General features: G+C 64.6%; 15 protein-coding genes and 1 tRNA gene. 6 read left to right on the plus strand and 10 right to left on the minus strand.

Annotated elements, in window-relative coordinates; genetic code table 11:
* Window positions 1-123: 123 nt before the first annotated feature.
* From AC0L2Z_RS33455 to AC0L2Z_RS33485, 7 genes are all read right to left on the minus strand, one after another.
* A complete protein-coding gene (locus tag AC0L2Z_RS33455) occupies window positions 124-852 on the minus strand; it encodes an amino acid ABC transporter ATP-binding protein (protein WP_128170924.1) in 729 nt (242 codons plus the stop codon).
* 29 nt (window positions 853-881) lie between these two features.
* Entirely contained in the window at window positions 882-1,556 is a 675-nt protein-coding gene (locus AC0L2Z_RS33460) for an amino acid ABC transporter permease (RefSeq protein WP_128170922.1), read from the minus strand.
* Window positions 1,553-2,224: an amino acid ABC transporter permease gene (locus AC0L2Z_RS33465; protein WP_236391119.1), complete on the minus strand. Its 672-nt coding sequence runs from the start codon at window positions 2,222-2,224 to the stop codon at window positions 1,553-1,555. The genes AC0L2Z_RS33460 and AC0L2Z_RS33465 overlap by 4 nt, the downstream gene beginning before the upstream one ends.
* Before the next feature lie 143 nt (window positions 2,225-2,367).
* The gene (locus AC0L2Z_RS33470; RefSeq protein ID WP_128170920.1) at window positions 2,368-3,156 is read right to left on the minus strand and encodes an ABC transporter substrate-binding protein; all 789 of its coding nucleotides are present in this window, start codon (window positions 3,154-3,156) and stop codon (window positions 2,368-2,370) included.
* A gap of 113 nt (window positions 3,157-3,269) precedes the next feature.
* Entirely contained in the window at window positions 3,270-4,433 is a 1,164-nt protein-coding gene (locus AC0L2Z_RS33475) for a saccharopine dehydrogenase family protein (RefSeq protein ID WP_128170919.1), read from the minus strand.
* Complete coding sequence (locus tag AC0L2Z_RS33480) at window positions 4,430-4,966, minus strand: Lrp/AsnC family transcriptional regulator (protein WP_128170918.1); 537 nt, start codon at window positions 4,964-4,966, stop codon at window positions 4,430-4,432. Before AC0L2Z_RS33480 ends, AC0L2Z_RS33475 begins: the two co-directional genes overlap by 4 nt.
* Before the next feature lie 177 nt (window positions 4,967-5,143).
* Complete coding sequence (locus AC0L2Z_RS33485) at window positions 5,144-6,067, minus strand: LysR family transcriptional regulator (RefSeq protein ID WP_128170917.1); 924 nt, start codon at window positions 6,065-6,067, stop codon at window positions 5,144-5,146.
* 93 nt (window positions 6,068-6,160) lie between these two features.
* Between AC0L2Z_RS33485 and AC0L2Z_RS33490 the strand changes: the two genes are divergently transcribed.
* Window positions 6,161-6,991, plus strand: a complete 831-nt coding sequence (locus AC0L2Z_RS33490; RefSeq protein ID WP_287375659.1) for an NAD(P)H-dependent oxidoreductase — start codon at window positions 6,161-6,163, stop codon at window positions 6,989-6,991.
* Between the two features lie 49 nt (window positions 6,992-7,040).
* On the opposite strand, the gene AC0L2Z_RS33495 is transcribed toward AC0L2Z_RS33490, so the two are convergent.
* From AC0L2Z_RS33495 to AC0L2Z_RS33505, 3 genes are all read right to left on the minus strand, one after another.
* Window positions 7,041-7,766 carry a 3-keto-5-aminohexanoate cleavage protein gene (locus tag AC0L2Z_RS33495; protein ID WP_473630422.1) on the minus strand — a complete coding sequence of 242 codons (726 nt, stop codon included), beginning with the start codon at window positions 7,764-7,766 and terminating at the stop codon, window positions 7,041-7,043.
* A 292-nt stretch (window positions 7,767-8,058) separates the two neighbouring features.
* Window positions 8,059-9,414, minus strand: coding sequence for a sigma-54-dependent transcriptional regulator (locus AC0L2Z_RS33500; RefSeq protein WP_128170914.1), 1,356 nt, complete (start codon window positions 9,412-9,414; stop codon window positions 8,059-8,061).
* Window positions 9,415-9,427: 13 nt separating this feature from the next.
* Window positions 9,428-11,302 (minus strand): sensor histidine kinase, encoded by a 1,875-nt coding sequence (locus AC0L2Z_RS33505; protein ID WP_128170913.1) that lies wholly within the window; start codon window positions 11,300-11,302, stop codon window positions 9,428-9,430.
* Between the two features lie 223 nt (window positions 11,303-11,525).
* On the opposite strand from AC0L2Z_RS33505, the gene AC0L2Z_RS33510 reads away from it, so the two are divergent.
* The 5 genes from AC0L2Z_RS33510 to AC0L2Z_RS33530 all read left to right on the plus strand — a co-directional run bounded on the left by AC0L2Z_RS33510 (window position 11,526) and on the right by AC0L2Z_RS33530 (window position 15,100).
* Window positions 11,526-12,857: a dicarboxylate/amino acid:cation symporter gene (locus AC0L2Z_RS33510; protein WP_287180417.1), complete on the plus strand. Its 1,332-nt coding sequence runs from the start codon at window positions 11,526-11,528 to the stop codon at window positions 12,855-12,857.
* A 27-nt stretch (window positions 12,858-12,884) separates the two neighbouring features.
* Window positions 12,885-12,962, plus strand: a tRNA-Thr gene (locus AC0L2Z_RS33515).
* Between the two features lie 85 nt (window positions 12,963-13,047).
* The gene (locus AC0L2Z_RS33520; protein ID WP_473630423.1) at window positions 13,048-13,326 is read left to right on the plus strand and encodes a type II toxin-antitoxin system RelE/ParE family toxin; all 279 of its coding nucleotides are present in this window, start codon (window positions 13,048-13,050) and stop codon (window positions 13,324-13,326) included.
* A 25-nt stretch (window positions 13,327-13,351) separates the two neighbouring features.
* The gene (locus AC0L2Z_RS33525; protein WP_128170910.1) at window positions 13,352-13,660 is read left to right on the plus strand and encodes a HigA family addiction module antitoxin; all 309 of its coding nucleotides are present in this window, start codon (window positions 13,352-13,354) and stop codon (window positions 13,658-13,660) included.
* A gap of 375 nt (window positions 13,661-14,035) precedes the next feature.
* Entirely contained in the window at window positions 14,036-15,100 is a 1,065-nt protein-coding gene (locus AC0L2Z_RS33530) for a glycosyltransferase family 2 protein (RefSeq protein WP_473630424.1), read from the plus strand.
* The last annotated feature ends 319 nt before the right edge of the window (window positions 15,101-15,419 follow it).

The raw sequence follows: 15,419 nt of genomic DNA on the forward strand, positions 1-15,419 counted from the left end.
GAGCCGCCTCGACCCAACCGCAACTCGTCGCGGCGAAAAGAACGCCCGGCTTAATCACCGACTTCTTCAACACAATCCACCCGTCTCGGCCGTTGGCGACAGCCAGCTGGTTGAGTTTTGACTCTAATGCCGCAGAATCTTGCTCAGGAAGGCGCGGCTGCGGTCGGTCTTGGGGTGCGAGAAGAATTCATCCGGCGTGCCGCTTTCGACGATGGCGCCGGCATCCATGAACACCACGCGCTGGGCGACTTTGCGGGCAAAGCCCATTTCGTGGGTCACCACCATCATGGTCATGCCTTCCTCTGCCACCGCGACCATGACGTCGAGCACCTCCGAGATCATCTCTGGATCGAGCGCCGAGGTCGGCTCGTCGAACAGCATGATCTTGGGGCGCATGCCGAGGCAGCGGGCGATCGCCACGCGCTGCTGCTGACCGCCGGAGAGTTGCGCCGGATAGGCGTTCACCTTGTCGGCAAGACCGACCTTGGCGAGCAGCTCGCGCCCGGCCTTCTCGGCTTCAGCGCGCGGGATCTTACGCACATGGATCGGCGCCAGCGTCACGTTCTCGAGCGCCGTCTTATGCGGATAGAGGTTGAAGGACTGGAAGACGAAGCCAATCTCGGTGCGCAGCCGCGTCATGTTGGTGGCGGGGTCGCCGAGGCGCTGGCTGTCGACCACCAGGTCGCCGTCGCGGATCGTCTCCAGCCCGTTGATGCAGCGGATCAGCGTGCTCTTGCCCGAACCGCTCGGCCCGCAGACGACGACCACTTCGCGCGGCTCGACGCTGAGCGTGATGTCCTTGAGCACATTGAGCGCGCCGAACCATTTGTTGACGCCGCGAAACTCGATCATACCGGTGCCATTTTTGCTGAGGTTCAACGTCACAACTGCACCTCGCCATGGGCCGCACCCATGCGCTGCTCAAGCCGGCGCGCCAGCAGGATCAGCGGATAACAGACGATGAAATAGCCGAGGCCGACGAGGAAGAAGACCAGCAGGCCGTTCGGCACGCGTTGCACAACCAGCCAGCCGACGCGGGTGAGGTCGGTGAGCCCGATAGCCGAAACGACGGAGGAATCCTTGATCAACAGCACATATTGCCCGACCAGCGGCGGCAGCACGATGCGCATTGCCTGCGGCAGCACCACCTGGCGCATGCGCTGCCAGCGCGACAGACCGGACGCCAGCGCCGCCTCGACCTGGCCGGTCGGCACCGAGCGGATGCCGGCGACGACGATCTCGCAGATGAAGCAGGCGGCCAGATTGGTCAGCGCGATGATGCCGGCGGTGAAGGCGTCGAGCTCGATGCCGAGTTCCGGCAGGATGAAGAAGATCAGGAAAATCTGCACCAGGAACGGCGTGCCGCGGATCAGGTCGACCCAGGCGCCGATCACGCCGCTGATCAGCCGGTTGCCGCCGGTCCGCAGGATGCCGAGGCCAAAGCCGATCAGCGTGCCGAGCACCAGGCTGACCAGCGACAGCATCACGGTCATGCCGAGGCCGCGCAGGGCGAGGGGATAGCTGCCGGCTATGCTTTGCAGCTGCTGCCAGATCATGTCCGTGCCCCCGCCAGGCCGAGCCAGCGCCCGGACAGCGCCGCCAGTCCCTTCAGCCCGTAATAGAGCAGCAGGTAGAAGGCGGCGATGGTGATGAAACCTTCCGCCGGCATGAAGCGGTCGGAGGCGAGCAATTGCCCGGCGCGCGTCAGTTCGGCGACCGCGATCAGCGACAGCAGGGCGGAATCCTTGACCAGCACGATCGCCTGGCCGAGCAGCGGCGGGATCGTCACCTTGAACGCCTGCGGCAGGATGACCAGTCGCATGCGCTGGACATAGGTCATCCCCGAAGCGACGCCGGCCTCGACCTGGCCGCGCGGGATCGACAGGATGCCGGCGCGGATGATCTCGGCGACATAGGCGCCGCTGTTCAGCGACAGAGCGAGGATGCCGACGACGAGCTCAGGCAGGATGATGCCGAGCCGCGGCAGGCCGAAATAGAGGAAATAAAGCTGCGCCAGCAAGGGCGTGGCGCGCACCGCGTCGATATAGGCCTTGGCCGGCATGCGGAACAGCCGGCCGCGCTGAAGGTTCATGGCGGCGAGCACGATGCCGACGGCGAGCGCCCCGGCAAAGGCGAGGACAGACAGCCACACGGTCGTGACGAGGCCCTGCCCGAACAGGGGCAGATATTCGACAATGGTGCGGAAGCTGAAATTTTCGAGCATCGCTGGGCGGTGAATGGTGAATGGTGAATATTGAAATAGGGAGTAGTGAATGGTGAATAGGGATTAGCGAATAGCGAATAGCGAGTAGTGAGTAGCGATTTACTACTCACTATTCACTATTCACTATTCACTATTCACTCTACTCAGTGATCCTTCTTCCAGTCGTCGGAATTAACCCAGTAGTCGAGGTTCTTCTGCAGGCGGCCGTCGAGGCTGACCTGATCGAGGAACAGGTTCATCCAGGTCAGCAGGTCCTGCTCGTCATAGCGCGTGGCGAAGGCCAGCGGCTCCTTCGACAGCATCTCCGGCATGATGGTGAAGCTGCCCGCCGGGTAGGCGGTCGACTGGCCCTTGACCGCCGAGACGTCGTTGACGCCGCAATCGGCCTGGCCGTTGTTGACGGCGTCAAGCAGCAGCGGGCCGCCGCCCTTGTAGCTCTTGATGTCGGCGTCCGGGAAAGCCTTCTTGGCCTCCTTCTCGCCGGTGGCGCCGAGCAGCACGGCGATCTTGGTGCCCTTGGCCTTGCAATCCTCGGTGGATTTGAACTTGCCGTCGGCCTTGGTGAAGACGGTGCTGCCGGTGTACATGTAAGGCTTGGTGAAGGCGACCTTCATCGCCCGCGCCAGCGTCGGCGTCATATCGGCGACCAGAAGATCGGCCTTGCCCGACAGCAGCGCTGGGATCAGGCCGTCCCAATCGAAATCCAAAAAGGTGATCTTCACGCCCATTTCCTTGGCCATCAGTTCGGCAAGCTCGACCGAACTGCCGGTGCGCTCGCCGGCAGCGCCGACCAGCGAGAAGGGCGGTCCTTGCGTCTGCACGGCGACGCGCAACTCGCCGCGCTTGGTGATCTCGTCGAGGGTTCCGGCACTGGCGGCGGCAGTGAGGCCGGCGAGCGCAAGGCTTGCTATGAAAAGCTTGGCAATCTTCATTGGGCATTCCTCCTTGTTGTCGTTTGTTATTTTCACTTTGTTGTTCCACCCCTTGGGGGTGCTTTTTGAGCGGCAGCGCCGTTGCCGGCGGCGAACCACCGTTCGAAAATCCTTCAGTCCCGGTCGATCGTTTCGGATACGCGTATACCGCGTCTCGCCAGTTCGTCGAGGAAGCGGCCGTCGGGCACATGCAACAGTGGATTGAGCAGGCCGGGCTCGGTAATTTCGCCCCGCACCAGCATCTGCGCCACGATGCTGGCGGGATAGCCGACACCTAGGCTCATGCCGAACAGGCCGGAGGCGAGATCGCGTTCGATGATCAGTTCCAAGGTCACCGTCTTGCGGCGGCCGCCTTGGGTGCCTGAGAAGACATTGCGCATCACGCACAGGTCCTTCTCGTCGGCGCCATATTTCAGTTGCGGGCCGAGCAGCCGGCCGAGAAATTCGCGTGGGCTGGCGCCAACGCCGGGCACCTTGTCTTCGGAGAGGAAGCCGAGCTCCTTCAGGGGCGCCCAGAACGCCGACCAGCCCGGCCAGCGCAGCGAATAGCGGCCGGAGCGCTGCAGCCCCTTGGCGGCGGCAAGCATGCCGGCGTAATGCGGTGCATCGCCATTGGGGAAGGCTTCCAGTCTGCCCAGCCCCTCGACCTCGATCTGATGGATGAACGGATTGTCGTGCTGGCGGCCGGCCGGCACATCGACCCGTTGGCCATCCTCGACCAGCACGCTGTCGCGGTTCTGGCTCATCAGAACCATGTCGAAATTCCAGCTCACCTTGTAGCACAGCGGCTTGGCCATCGCCTTCGGCTCGGGGATACCGCCGCAATAGGAATCGATCGCGGTGATGGCGTCGAACTGACGGGCGGCGCGCGCGTAGAGCACAAGGTCGATGCCGGGGTCGAGCCCGCATTCGGTCATGATCGAAACGCCGGCCGCTTCCGCTGCGGGGGCAAGGTCGGCGATCGTCTTGCCGTAATTGGTGGTGACCAGCGGCGTGCGCGTCGCGATCGCGGCCTGCACCGCCTCGCGCATCAGCGGCTGCGGCAACAGATCTATGGCGGCGTCGACACCTGCCAGCACATTCGCCAACACAGGGGCGATCGCGCCGTCGGGCACGACGAAACGCACGCGGGTAAGGTCGGTCAGGCCGCCAAGTCGGGCTGCGCCATCCGGCACGGTATCGACGCAGACGACCTCTTCGACATCGGCGCTGGCGATGAGATCGGCGATCGCCGCCCGGCCTTGCAGGCCGAGGCCGCCGAGAACCGCGATCTTCATGGTATTTCCTTTCGCCCAGGTTCGTCGCGCCCAGTTTCGTCGCGCTTGGTCTCGTCCGACCAGCAGCCTTCGGGCAGGCTGACCCATTTGTTGCAGGAGGCCATGACGACGAACGTCTCGCTGCGCACGACTTCGCCGGGCTCGCCCGCGCCGGGGATCAGCTCGCTGGTGACGCGATAGAGATCGGCGACATCGCCGGCCACCGTCACGTCGACGATAATGTCGAAGCGTCCGGTGACGACGGAGGCCGAGTTCACGAAAGGCAGTTCGGCGATGCGCTGCGCCAGTTCCCGAGCGCGGCCGCGCCCCTGCGCATTGATGCCGACGATCGCCGAGATCAATTCTGGGCGCTCGGTCAGGTTGAGCAGCCCGACGATCTTGAGCAGGTTGCGGTCGAGCAGGTTGCGCAACCGCATGCGCACCGTCGGCACCGAGACGGCCATCTTCTCGGCGAGGCGATTGACGCCAAGCTGCGCATCCTGCGACAGCAGCTTGACCAGTCGCCGGTCGGTCTGATCGAGATGTTCCCGCAGCGTTCAAACTTTCATAAATGAAAAGAAATGATGGAGTTTTCTTTCTGATATGAAAACAGCTTAGGGTGTATCTTTTGAAATCGCAAGAGCGTTCGGCCGTCTGTCAACAAGGCCGGACGGTGTATCCCGGAAGACGGAGGGTTTTGCCGGTGCCGCAGCCGACCGAGGACACGCCGGCTAACGCGGCTTCCCAATCCCCGGAATGCCGCCGATCCGCTCGGCGAGAAAGTCGACCAGCAGCCGGACCCTGGCAATGCCCGCGCGCTCCGGAACGATCAGCATGCTCAGCGGAATGGGAGGCGGGGCGTAGTCCGGCAGGATCACTTCCAGCCGGCCGGCCGCCAGGAGATCGTCGACAAGCCAGTGATGGGCAGGTGCGATGCCGCGCCCGGCGACGAGCGCTTCGCGCGCTGCAAGCCCATGATCGATCCGAAATCGGCCGCCGAAAGGCACCGCATGGCGTTCGCCGCCCGGCCCCTGCAGGGCGAGCGTGTCGCTTCCTGCGATGTTCGACATCCGGATGCCTTCATGGCCAGGCAGGTCCTGCGGGACAGCCGGTCTGCCCCGCACCGCCAGATAGGCCGGCGACGCCACCAGCAGGCGCCGGGATTGGCCGAGCGCCCGCAGCTTCATCGAGCTGTCGGTGAGCGGACCGAGGCGAAGTGCGATGTCGACTCCCTCCCGCACAAGGTCGATGCGCTCGTCGGTGAGGTTGAGATCGATCCCGATGTCGGGATAGCGGTCCTGAAAGGCGAAGATCAGGCGGCTGACGTGCAAGACCCCGAGCGCCGCCGTGCAGGATATCCGGATCGTGCCGGCCGAAGCGCCGCGGGTGCCCCGTGCCTCATCGCCGGCCTGCTCAACGAGGCGCAGGATCTGGACGGCGTCGGCATAGTAACGGCTGCCTTCATCGGTCATCGTGACACGCCGGGTGGTCCTGCTGAGCAAGGGCACGCCGATAGCCTCCTCGAGCTCGCGCAGATGCCGTGTGACCGTCGACTGCCCAACTCCGAGTTCGCGCGCCACCGCCGAGAGGCTGCCGCGCTCGGCGACGCGAACGAAGGTGCGCATGCGCTCGAGTGTCACGTCAGACCTATCCATTATTCGGCATAATCTTATGCATTGCTCAGATGTAGCGGATAATCCCGGGGCTGGCTACCTTCAGCGTCTATCGTCCTTCTTCGGAGTTGACCCATGAAAGTCCTGCTTGTTTTTGCTCATCCTGAACCGCGTTCGCTCAACGGCGCACTGCGCGACGTCGCCATCAGGGAACTCGAGGCCCAGGGCCACGAGGTGCTGATATCGGACCTCTATGCCGATGGCTGGAAAGCCGAGGTGGACCGTGCCGACTTTCCGTCGTGGCCGCCCGAAGCGCGCTTCCTGCCGGCTGGGGCATCCAAAAAGGCTTTTGCGACCAACACGCTAACCGAAGATGTTAAAGCAGAGATCGACAAGCTGCTGTGGGCCGACACGCTGATCCTCCAGTTCCCGCTGTGGTGGTATGCCATGCCGGCAATCCTCAAGGGCTGGGTCGACCGGGTGTACGCCTACGGCTTCGCCTATGGTGTCGGCGAGCACAGCGACAAGCGGTGGGGTGACCGCTTTGGCGAGGGAACGCTCGCCGGCAAGCGCGCGATGCTGATCGTGACCGCCGGCGGCTGGGAGGAGCATTACTCCGCCCGCGGCGTCAACGGCCCAATCGACGACCTGCTGTTTCCGATCAATCACGGGATCCTTTACTATCCGGGCTATGACGTGCTTCCGCCGTTCGTCGTCTACAGAGTGGATCGTTTTGGGGAGGCCGATTTCGAGCCTGTCGCGGAGCGGCTGCGCGAAAGGATGCGGACGCTCGAGACAACCCGGCCCATTCCTTACCGGCAGCAGAATGGCGGCGACTACCACATCCCGAGCATGCAGCTCCGCTCTGAACTGGGCGACCCGGGCGCCGCAGGGTTCGCGCTTCACCAGGATCGCGCAACCGCGAAATCGGCTACGCCGCGTTCGACTTTGCGGGACGTGGCCTGACGCAGCATCCCGAGAAGATCGGCAAGGCGCCCGAAGCCTACGGGATGAATCAACGACCGGCCCGGAAGATCGCAACCGCAGCAGCCGTCAGTGCGGCATTGCCGGATGCCGTAGTGCCGTCCGGAAGCGCCTTGCCGTCTTCCAGCCCGACGCGCGTCGACCAGTTGCGTTCCGCCGCCCGGTGCACGAACGGCCACACCGTGGCGTCGGCACCGTGCAGCAGGATGGCGCGACGCAGTCCGGCGCGGTCGAGCACGGCGGCGATGCCGTCGCAGGCTTCCAGCGCCGCGTCCAGCGCCTGCTCGGAAATCTCGATCAGGATGCGCAGCACCTGGTTGTCATGGTCGAGGCGGACCAGGCGCTCGGCATCAGCGACGGAGGCGAGCCCGGCCTCGATACCGATGCCGCGCTGCCGCAGGCTTTGCATGACCTCGGGCGCGGCCTTCTCGCTCAGATTGACCGAGGCGTAGTCAGGCAATTCGCTCCAGCCGGCGATCGCGTCAAGTGTGCGCTCGTCGTCGTTCTCGATCCACGCGCCGGTCGACACGCCAATCAGCGTTCCCGGGCAGGCGCGGCGCAGCGCCAACGCGGTCCGGTCCATCGTCGCCGGGGCAAGGCTTTCGCGGCCGTCGAGCCCGCGTGCATGGACATGCAGCTCGGCCGCACCGGCGGCCACGCAGGACGCGCCGTCACGCGCCATGGCTTCGGGATCAAGCGGCAGCTGCGGATGGAAATCGGCGCTGCGCGCGCCATTGATGCAGGTCTGGACAATCATGAGAGTGGTCCGGTTGAAGTGGACCAAGTGTAGCGCAGGATGGCGAAAACCGGAATCGGTTCGCGTCAGGAGAGTTGCTGCGGGAGGGACGTTTGCAGACGTTGGCGCTGCCCCTCATCCCCCTGCCGGGATCTTCTCCCCGTAGAACGGGGAGAAGGGGCTGGCTGCAACCTCGGGCGCTCTTTCTGCAACGTTGGTTTTTGGCGAAATCTCGGCGAAGGCTTCTTTCTCCCGGTTCTACGGAGAGAAATGCCTGGCAGGGCAATGAGGGGCAGCGCCGACATTGGCCCCTCTACCTCGAAAACTCGCTGCGCACGATGCCGTGGCGCTGCAGCTTGTCATAAAAGGTCTTGCGCGGAATCCCCAGCGCTTCGATGGTGCGCCTGACATCGCCCTCGTTGCGGTTAAGCGTCTCGCGGATGATGTCGGCCTCGTAGCGCTCCAGCCGTTCCGGCAGTTTCATGGCGGCATCCGGCTGGGCTGGGGCAGGGGATGCCACTCCGGCGTCTTCCTCCAGTCCAAGCACGAAGCGTTCGGCGAAATGCGCGAGCTCGCGTACATTGCCAGGCCAGTCATGCTCCCTGAGATGGCGGTGCACCGCGGCCGGCACCGCCGGCAGCGGACGCCGGAAGCGGGCGGCGGCGCGCTCGGCGAAGTAGAAGAACAGCAGTGCGACGTCGTCGCGGCGCTCGCGCAGCGGCGGAATGGAGATCGTCACCACGTTGAGCCGGTAATAGAGATCCTCGCGGAAAGCGCCGCGCTGGCGCGGATCGCCGAGATCGACCTTGGCGGCCGCAACGACGCGCAGGTCGACCGGCCGCATTTCGTTGGTGCCAAGCGGGGTGACCTCGCGCATTTCCAGCACGCGCAGCATCTGCACCTGTGTCGAGACCGGCATGCTTTCGATCTCGTCGAGGAACAGCGTGCCGCCGCTGGCATGCTCGATACGGCCGATCCGCTTCTTCTGCGCCCCGGTGAAGGCGCCGGCCTCGTGGCCGAACAATTCGCTCTCGATGACCGTCTCGGGCAGCGTGCCGCAATTCAGCGCGACGAAATTGCCCTTGGCGCGGCGACTCCAGCGATGCAAAAGGCTGGCCACCACTTCCTTGCCGGAACCGGTTTCGCCGGTCACCAGCACGTCGACATCGGTGTCGGCGATCTGGCGCAGCGTGCGGCGCAGCCTTTCCATCGCCGGCGTCTGGCCGATCAGCGGCAGGCCGTCCTGCGCCTCTCCGGCCGCCTCGCGCAAGGCGCGGTTCTCCATCACCAGGCGGCGCTTTTCCGCGGCGCGGCGCACGCTCTGCACCAGCCGGTCGGCGGCGAAGGGTTTTGTGATGAAGTCGTAGGCGCCGTCCTTGATCGCCTTGACGGCAACCGCGATGTCGCCATGCCCGGTGACGAGGATGACCGGGATGTCCGCGTCCAGCCGCAGGATGCGGTTGAAAAGCTGCAAGCCGTCAATCTCAGGCATGCGGATATCCGACACCACCACGCCGGCAAAACCGGTGTCGAGCCTGGCCAGCGCCTCGGCCGCCACCGAAAAAGCCGAGACCGAAAAGCCGGCAAGCTCGAGCGTCTGCGCGGTGGCCTTGAGGAGATCGCTGTCGTCATCGACCAAGATGACCGGCGCTGCGTCGTCGTTCGTCATGCTGCCTTGGCCACTATGCTGCTTTCAAGAGATGGATGGCGAAGCGGGTGCCGCAGCCGTCGCTCGAAACCTCGATGCGTCCGCCGTAGTCGGCGACGATATCCTTCGAGATGACAAGGCCAAGACCGAGGCCTTTTTCCTTGGATGTATTGAACGGCGTGAACAGCGATTTGAGAATCCCTGGCGGAATGCCAGGTCCGTTATCGGACACGCCGACCATCACGCCGTCCGCGGTCTCCTCGACCGAAACCCGCACATGAGCGTCGTTGCGGCCGTCCAGCGCTTCAAGCGCGTTCTGGAAGAGGTTGATCAGCACCTGTTCGAGCCGGACCCGGTTGCCCATGACCTTGAGGCTCGGCGGTGGCAGGTCGATCGCCAGTGCGTCGAGCCGGCCGGCAAAGCGGCTTCTCAACAGCACGACGGCGCCCTCGATGACACCGCGCAATGCGACAGGCTCGGCGGGGGTGCGGCCCTTGCGGGCAAAGGCCTTCAATTCTTCGGTGATGGTGCCGATGCGCTCGGTCAATGCTGCGATGGCGCCGAGGTTTTCCTCGGCGGGCGCGGTCTGCTTCCTGTCGAGGAAGACGCGGGCGTTGTCGGCATAGGCGCGTATGGTGGCAACCGGCTGGTTGATCTCATGGGCGACGCCGGCGGCGACCTGGCCGAGGATGGCGAGGCGGTTGGCCTGGACCAGATCCTGCTGCACCACCTGCAGCTTGGCTTCCGTGCTGCGATGGTCTGATATCTCCGCCTGCAGCCGATCGCGGGCACGGCTCAGATCCTCGGTTCGTTCGACGACGCGGCGCTCGAGTTCGGTGCGCGCCGCCTGTTCGGCGGCGATCCGCATTTGTCCCGACTGCCGGCGCCACAACAGATACGCAGCAAGGCCGAGCAACGGGACCAAGACGCCGAGCGCAAGGAGCCGCATTTCACGGGCCGCGGCGGCGATCGGCGCCTCGGCCGGGACGAGATAGTCGAGCCGCCAGGGGGTCGAAGCAACCGGGGCTGAAAGCCGGAGATATTCCGCGTCGCTGCCGCCGGGCGTCACCGCGTGGACGATGGATGTGTCCGGGCTGAGCGCCTGCGGGCGCGTGATCGGCAACGGCATCAGCGGTGCGTCGCCGAACTGCTGGCTGTTCTGGATGGCGGCACGATCAGACGCGGCAAGCGGCGCCGTCGTCATGAAGCGCCAGGACCGCACGCTGGTGATCAGGACGATACCACGCTCGTCGCTGACATAGGCCGGGCGGTTCACCTCGTGCCAGTCGGCTTCGAGCTGATCGAACTCCGCCTTGACGACGACGACGCCGAGCGGTGCGGCAGCATCGCCGACGCGTCGCGAGATGTAGAGGCCTGGGCGTTTGCTGACATTGCCGAGCGCGAAATATTCGGCGGTTCCGGATTGCATCGCTGCGGAGAAATAGTCGCGGAACCGGTAGTCGTTGCCGACAAAGCTGATCGGGTCGCGCCAGTTGCTGGAGGCGATCGCCAGTCCGTCGCTGCCGATGACATAGAGTACCGAGGCCTTGGTGCCGGAGACCAGCCCTTCAAGCTTGCGATTCAGCACATCGATTGCAGCAGCACTTTTCTGCGCCAGCGCGTCGCGTACCTGCTGGTCTTCCGACAAAAGCAGGGGCAGGGCGCGCGGGCTTTCCAGAACGGCGCGCAATAGCGCGACCTTCAGATTGGCGTCGGTGCGGCCCTGCGCCGCCAGTCCCCTGAGCTCCGTGGTACGGCCATAGAGACCAGCGCCGTAAAGTGCCGCCGTGGCCGTCGCAAGGGCGATGGCCGCAAACAGCAGCCAGGCACGGCGCGCTCGCCTGCCGAGTTGCTCGGGCGTCGACGGCAAGGCAGCGGCGGGGCGTTGCAGCATCGCCCATTTGTGCATGATTTCGCACAAAGCACAATTCGGCCATGCGAGTATCCGCACTTTGTGTGTGAGCGATACGAACCGTCAGTTCGAGAATCATCAATAAAATCAAAGAGAAATTCTCTTCCCCGCAGTCTGGCACGGCAGTTGCAAACACGACTTCAGCGGTCACGAGGCTGCTGGGTCAAATGCAAACGCTCCGGGAGGTCGAGCTTTCGATCGGAGCACAATGGAGGACGTCATGCAGACAGCATTCGCTGCCGCCGCGCCGCGCGGCAAACTTCCGTTCTACCGGCATCTCTATGTGCAGGTGTTGGCGGCGATCGCCGCCGGCGTGCTGCTCGGCCACTTCTATCCCGAAACCGGTGAGGCGATGAAGCCGTTCGGCGACGCCTTCATCAAGCTGGTGAAGATGGTGATCGCACCGGTGATCTTCCTGACGGTGGCGACCGGCATCGCCGGCGTTTCCGACCTGCAGAAGGTGGGCCGCGTCGCCGGCAAGGCGATGATCTACTTCCTGGCATTCTCGACGCTGGCGCTTGTCGTCGGCCTCGTCGTCTCGAACGTCGTCCAGCCGGGCGCCGGCATGCATATCGATCCGGCCACGCTCGATGCCACGAAGGTGGCGACCTACACCGAAAAAGCGCACGACACCAGCATCGTCGGTTTCCTGATGAACATCATCCCCGACACGATCACCGGCGCTTTCGCAAAGGGCGACATCCTGCAGGTGCTGTTCTTTTCGGTGCTGTTCGGGCTCGCTCTTGCCGCGGTCGGCGATCGCGGCCGCCCGGTCGTCGATTTCCTGCAGGCATTGACCACGCCGATCTTCCGCCTCGTCGCCATCCTGATGAAGGCCGCGCCGATCGGCGCTTTCGGCGCCATGGCCTTCACCATCGGCAAATACGGCATCGGCTCGATCGCCAACCTCGCCATGCTGATCGGCACGTTCTACCTGACCTCGCTGCTGTTCGTGCTGGTGGTGCTGGGCTCGGTCGCCCGCTACAACGGCTTCTCGATCCTGGCGCTGATCCGCTACGTCAAGGAAGAGCTGCTGCTGGTGCTCGGCACCTCGTCCTCGGAAGCGGCACTGCCGGGCCTGATGGCCAAGATGGAGCGCGCCGGCTGCAACCGCTCGGTGGTCGGGCTGGTCGTTCCAACCGGCTATTCCTTCAACCTCGATGGCACCAATATCTACATGACGCTGGCCGCGCTGTTCATCGCCCAGGCGACCGACACGCCGCTCACCCTCGGCGACCAGATCCTGCTGCTCGCCGTCGCCATGCTGAGTTCCAAGGGCGCCGCCGGCATCACCGGCGCCGGCTTCATCACGCTGGCCGCGACGCTCTCGGTCGTGCCCGCAGTGCCGGTCGCCGGCATGGCGTTGATCCTCGGCGTCGACCGCTTCATGTCGGAATGCCGGGCGCTGACCAACTTCATCGGCAATGCGGTGGCGACCGTGGTCGTGGCGCGCTGGGAAGGGGAACTCGACCAGACCAGGTTCGCTGCCGCGATGGCCGGCGACTTGCCTGAGGAAGCCGATCTGTCGCTGCCGGGGCTGCAGGCTGCGTGACTGTTCAGGCCTGCCACCATACGGCCCGGAGCCGGTTCGCCGGCTCCGGGAAAGACGATCGGCCTTGTAAGCCGATCGTCGCAGGTCGTATCCTGCCGGTTGCCGCGCGATAGCGGCTGATAGCAGACCATCCCGTAAATCATTTGCTTACACTCAGTTGACTTGCGTAAGCAATGTGCTTACGTTTTGCATGATCAAATCGTTCAAACACAAGGCGCTGGCGGACCTCTTTCAAACCGGAGGAACCGGAAAGATCGACGCCAAGATGCACGAGCGCATCCTTGTCCGGCTTGACCGTCTGGAAGTCGCGGAAAGGCCGGAAGACATGAACATGCCGGGCTTCGACTTCCACGCTTTGAAAGATTTCAGCCCGACCCACTACACGGTGCATGTCAACGGGCCGTGGTGCATCACATTCGAGTTCGACGGCACTGATGTCGCCCGCGTCGATTTCAAAGAATACCATTGAGGCGGTCAGATTGGAGAAGTCGGATATGAGCGTGTATGAGCCGATTCGTCCGATGGAGCGCTGCCCCTCCCACCCTGGAGCGCTGCTTGACGACATTATCCCGGCAACCGGAAAGACCAAGGTGGAAATCGCCAATCTGCTCGGAATCTCGCGCCAGCAGCTTTACGACATCATCCGCGAGAAGAAGCCGGTGTCGCCGGCCGTCGCCGCCCGCCTTGGGAAGATGTTCGGCGACGGCGCCGCGATCTGGCTCAGGATGCAGGCCGCGTATGATGCCTGGCACGCGGAGCGCGAAGTGGATGTCAGCGCCATTCCAACGCTGCATGCCGCCTGAGACGTAACAGGCTTGTGAGCCTTTGGTCTTGGCGTGGGGCTTGCTCCAGCCGCATTTGAAGGCCAGTATCCGCCATGCCTCAAGGTGCCTGTCCGCTGCGGTCCCGACCTGATCGCGACCCAAGCCTTTCCGTCAGGCTCGGTTGTCGTGTCATCCGAGCCGAACCGTCGGAGCCCTTGCTGCCGTCGACCATGATCTCGGCGGCAGCTCTTGAAGGCAATGGCGGCCTCAGCATGAAGTCGCAAAGCAAGAGACGTGACCCGTCCTGACGAAAGGCACGAGCCTTCTCCCAGGAATTCGTGGGACGCGCTTGAGGAGGAACCAGGCCCGCGCGCGGGTTTGCTGAAACCAAAGCAAGATGCGAGGTCAAACGCGATGCAGTCTGTCCCGAGGATTCCGGTATCCATCATCATTCCGAACTACAATTACGCGCGTTTCCTCAAACGCAGCATCGACAGCGCCCTCGAGCAGGACTACGCGGATGTCGAAGTCATCGTCGTCGACGATGCCTCGCAGGACAATTCCACGACAATCATGGAATCATATGGGGACAGGATCCTCGCCTGCCCGCGCGCGCAAAATGGCGGGCATGCGGCGGCGTTCAACACCGGGTTCGCGGCAAGCTCGGGCAAGATCGTCCTGTTCCTCGACGCCGACGACTTTCTTTATCCGACCGCCGTTTCCAGAATCGTCGACACCTGGGATGCGGCAACTGCCCAGGTGCAGTCAAGGCTGCATATCGTCGACGAACGACAACGCATCAAGGACGTCTTTCCGCCGCCCGAACTGCCCTTTGACAGCGGTGACGTCATGCCGAAACTCCTGCACAAGGGCCGCTATCAGACGACTGTGACCAGCGGGCTGGCCTTTGATCGCACAACCCTCGAATCGATCATGCCTATACCGGAGGCGGAGTTCCGCCAGGGCGCCGATGGCTACCTTGTAACGCTGGCGCCCATGTACGGACACGTCCAGTCCATCGACGAATGCGTCGGCGCCTACCGGATCCACGGCGCCAACCATTCGGTGTTCGGTGAAAAGCTCGCAGAGCGGGCACGCTGGCGGGTAACCCACGACTTCCGCCGCATGCAGGCGCTGTCGGACCAAGCCTCCGGGATCGGCCTGACCATCGTCCCGTCGGAGGCTGTCCGCCACGATCCGGTCCACCTGGAAGAGCGGCTGGCGTCGCTGTGCGCGGACAGGCGCCGGCACCCCGTGGCCAATGATTCCCGGCTGGCGCTTGGGGCGGCGGGCGCCGTCGCCAGCCTCGAAATGGCCGCGTCGCTGCGCCGGCGCGCCGTCCTTGCCGCCTGGTTCCTGTCGGTCGGGGTGCTGCCGCGGAAACTGGCGACGGCGGTGCTGTCGTGGAAGCTCGACGCATCGTCTAGACCGGCATTCCTGAGCCGTCTGTCCAAGACCATTCGCCACGCAATGGGGTAGAAGACCGTCGCCCGAAGCGGAGCGCATATCGCTCGACTGTTGGCGGGACAGCGCCCCCCTCTGGCCTGCCGGCCAAGAACTTGGGTTCCTCGCCCCGCGCGAAGCGGGGGGAGAGGTGGGCGCGCAGCGGCCGGGGGGGGGGCGTTTTTTTTGGGGGGCGGTGCCCCGCGCCCGGGGGGGGGGGGGGGGGGGGGCCCCCCCCCCCCCCCCCGGGGGGGGGGGGGGGGGGGGGGGGGGGAAAAAGGGGGGGGGGGGGGGGGGGGGGGGGGGGGGGGGGGGGGGGGGGGGGGGGGGGGGGGGGGGGGGGGGGGGGGGGGGG

The sequence above is a fragment of the Mesorhizobium sp. WSM4850 genome (genome assembly GCF_055811735.1).

What these genes read in the sequence shown, in the direction of transcription:
- AC0L2Z_RS33475 (WP_128170919.1), bottom strand. Translation starts at nt 4,433, where the DNA reads ATGAAGATCGCGGTTCTCGGCGGCCTCGGCCTGCAAGGCCGGGCGGCG.
- AC0L2Z_RS33520 (WP_473630423.1), top strand. Translation starts at nt 13,048, where the DNA reads ATGATCAAATCGTTCAAACACAAGGCGCTGGCGGACCTCTTTCAAACC.
- AC0L2Z_RS33470 (WP_128170920.1), bottom strand. Translation starts at nt 3,156, where the DNA reads ATGAAGATTGCCAAGCTTTTCATAGCAAGCCTTGCGCTCGCCGGCCTC.
- AC0L2Z_RS33510 (WP_287180417.1), top strand. Translation starts at nt 11,526, where the DNA reads ATGCAGACAGCATTCGCTGCCGCCGCGCCGCGCGGCAAACTTCCGTTC.
- AC0L2Z_RS33460 (WP_128170922.1), bottom strand. Translation starts at nt 1,556, where the DNA reads ATGATCTGGCAGCAGCTGCAAAGCATAGCCGGCAGCTATCCCCTCGCC.
- AC0L2Z_RS33495 (WP_473630422.1), bottom strand. Translation starts at nt 7,766, where the DNA reads ATGATTGTCCAGACCTGCATCAATGGCGCGCGCAGCGCCGATTTCCAT.
- AC0L2Z_RS33465 (WP_236391119.1), bottom strand. Translation starts at nt 2,224, where the DNA reads ATGCTCGAAAATTTCAGCTTCCGCACCATTGTCGAATATCTGCCCCTG.
- AC0L2Z_RS33455 (WP_128170924.1), bottom strand. Translation starts at nt 852, where the DNA reads ATGATCGAGTTTCGCGGCGTCAACAAATGGTTCGGCGCGCTCAATGTG.
- AC0L2Z_RS33490 (WP_287375659.1), top strand. Translation starts at nt 6,161, where the DNA reads ATGAAAGTCCTGCTTGTTTTTGCTCATCCTGAACCGCGTTCGCTCAAC.
- AC0L2Z_RS33530 (WP_473630424.1), top strand. Translation starts at nt 14,036, where the DNA reads ATGCAGTCTGTCCCGAGGATTCCGGTATCCATCATCATTCCGAACTAC.
- AC0L2Z_RS33505 (WP_128170913.1), bottom strand. Translation starts at nt 11,302, where the DNA reads ATGCACAAATGGGCGATGCTGCAACGCCCCGCCGCTGCCTTGCCGTCG.
- AC0L2Z_RS33525 (WP_128170910.1), top strand. Translation starts at nt 13,352, where the DNA reads ATGAGCGTGTATGAGCCGATTCGTCCGATGGAGCGCTGCCCCTCCCAC.
- AC0L2Z_RS33485 (WP_128170917.1), bottom strand. Translation starts at nt 6,067, where the DNA reads ATGGATAGGTCTGACGTGACACTCGAGCGCATGCGCACCTTCGTTCGC.
- AC0L2Z_RS33500 (WP_128170914.1), bottom strand. Translation starts at nt 9,414, where the DNA reads ATGACGAACGACGACGCAGCGCCGGTCATCTTGGTCGATGACGACAGC.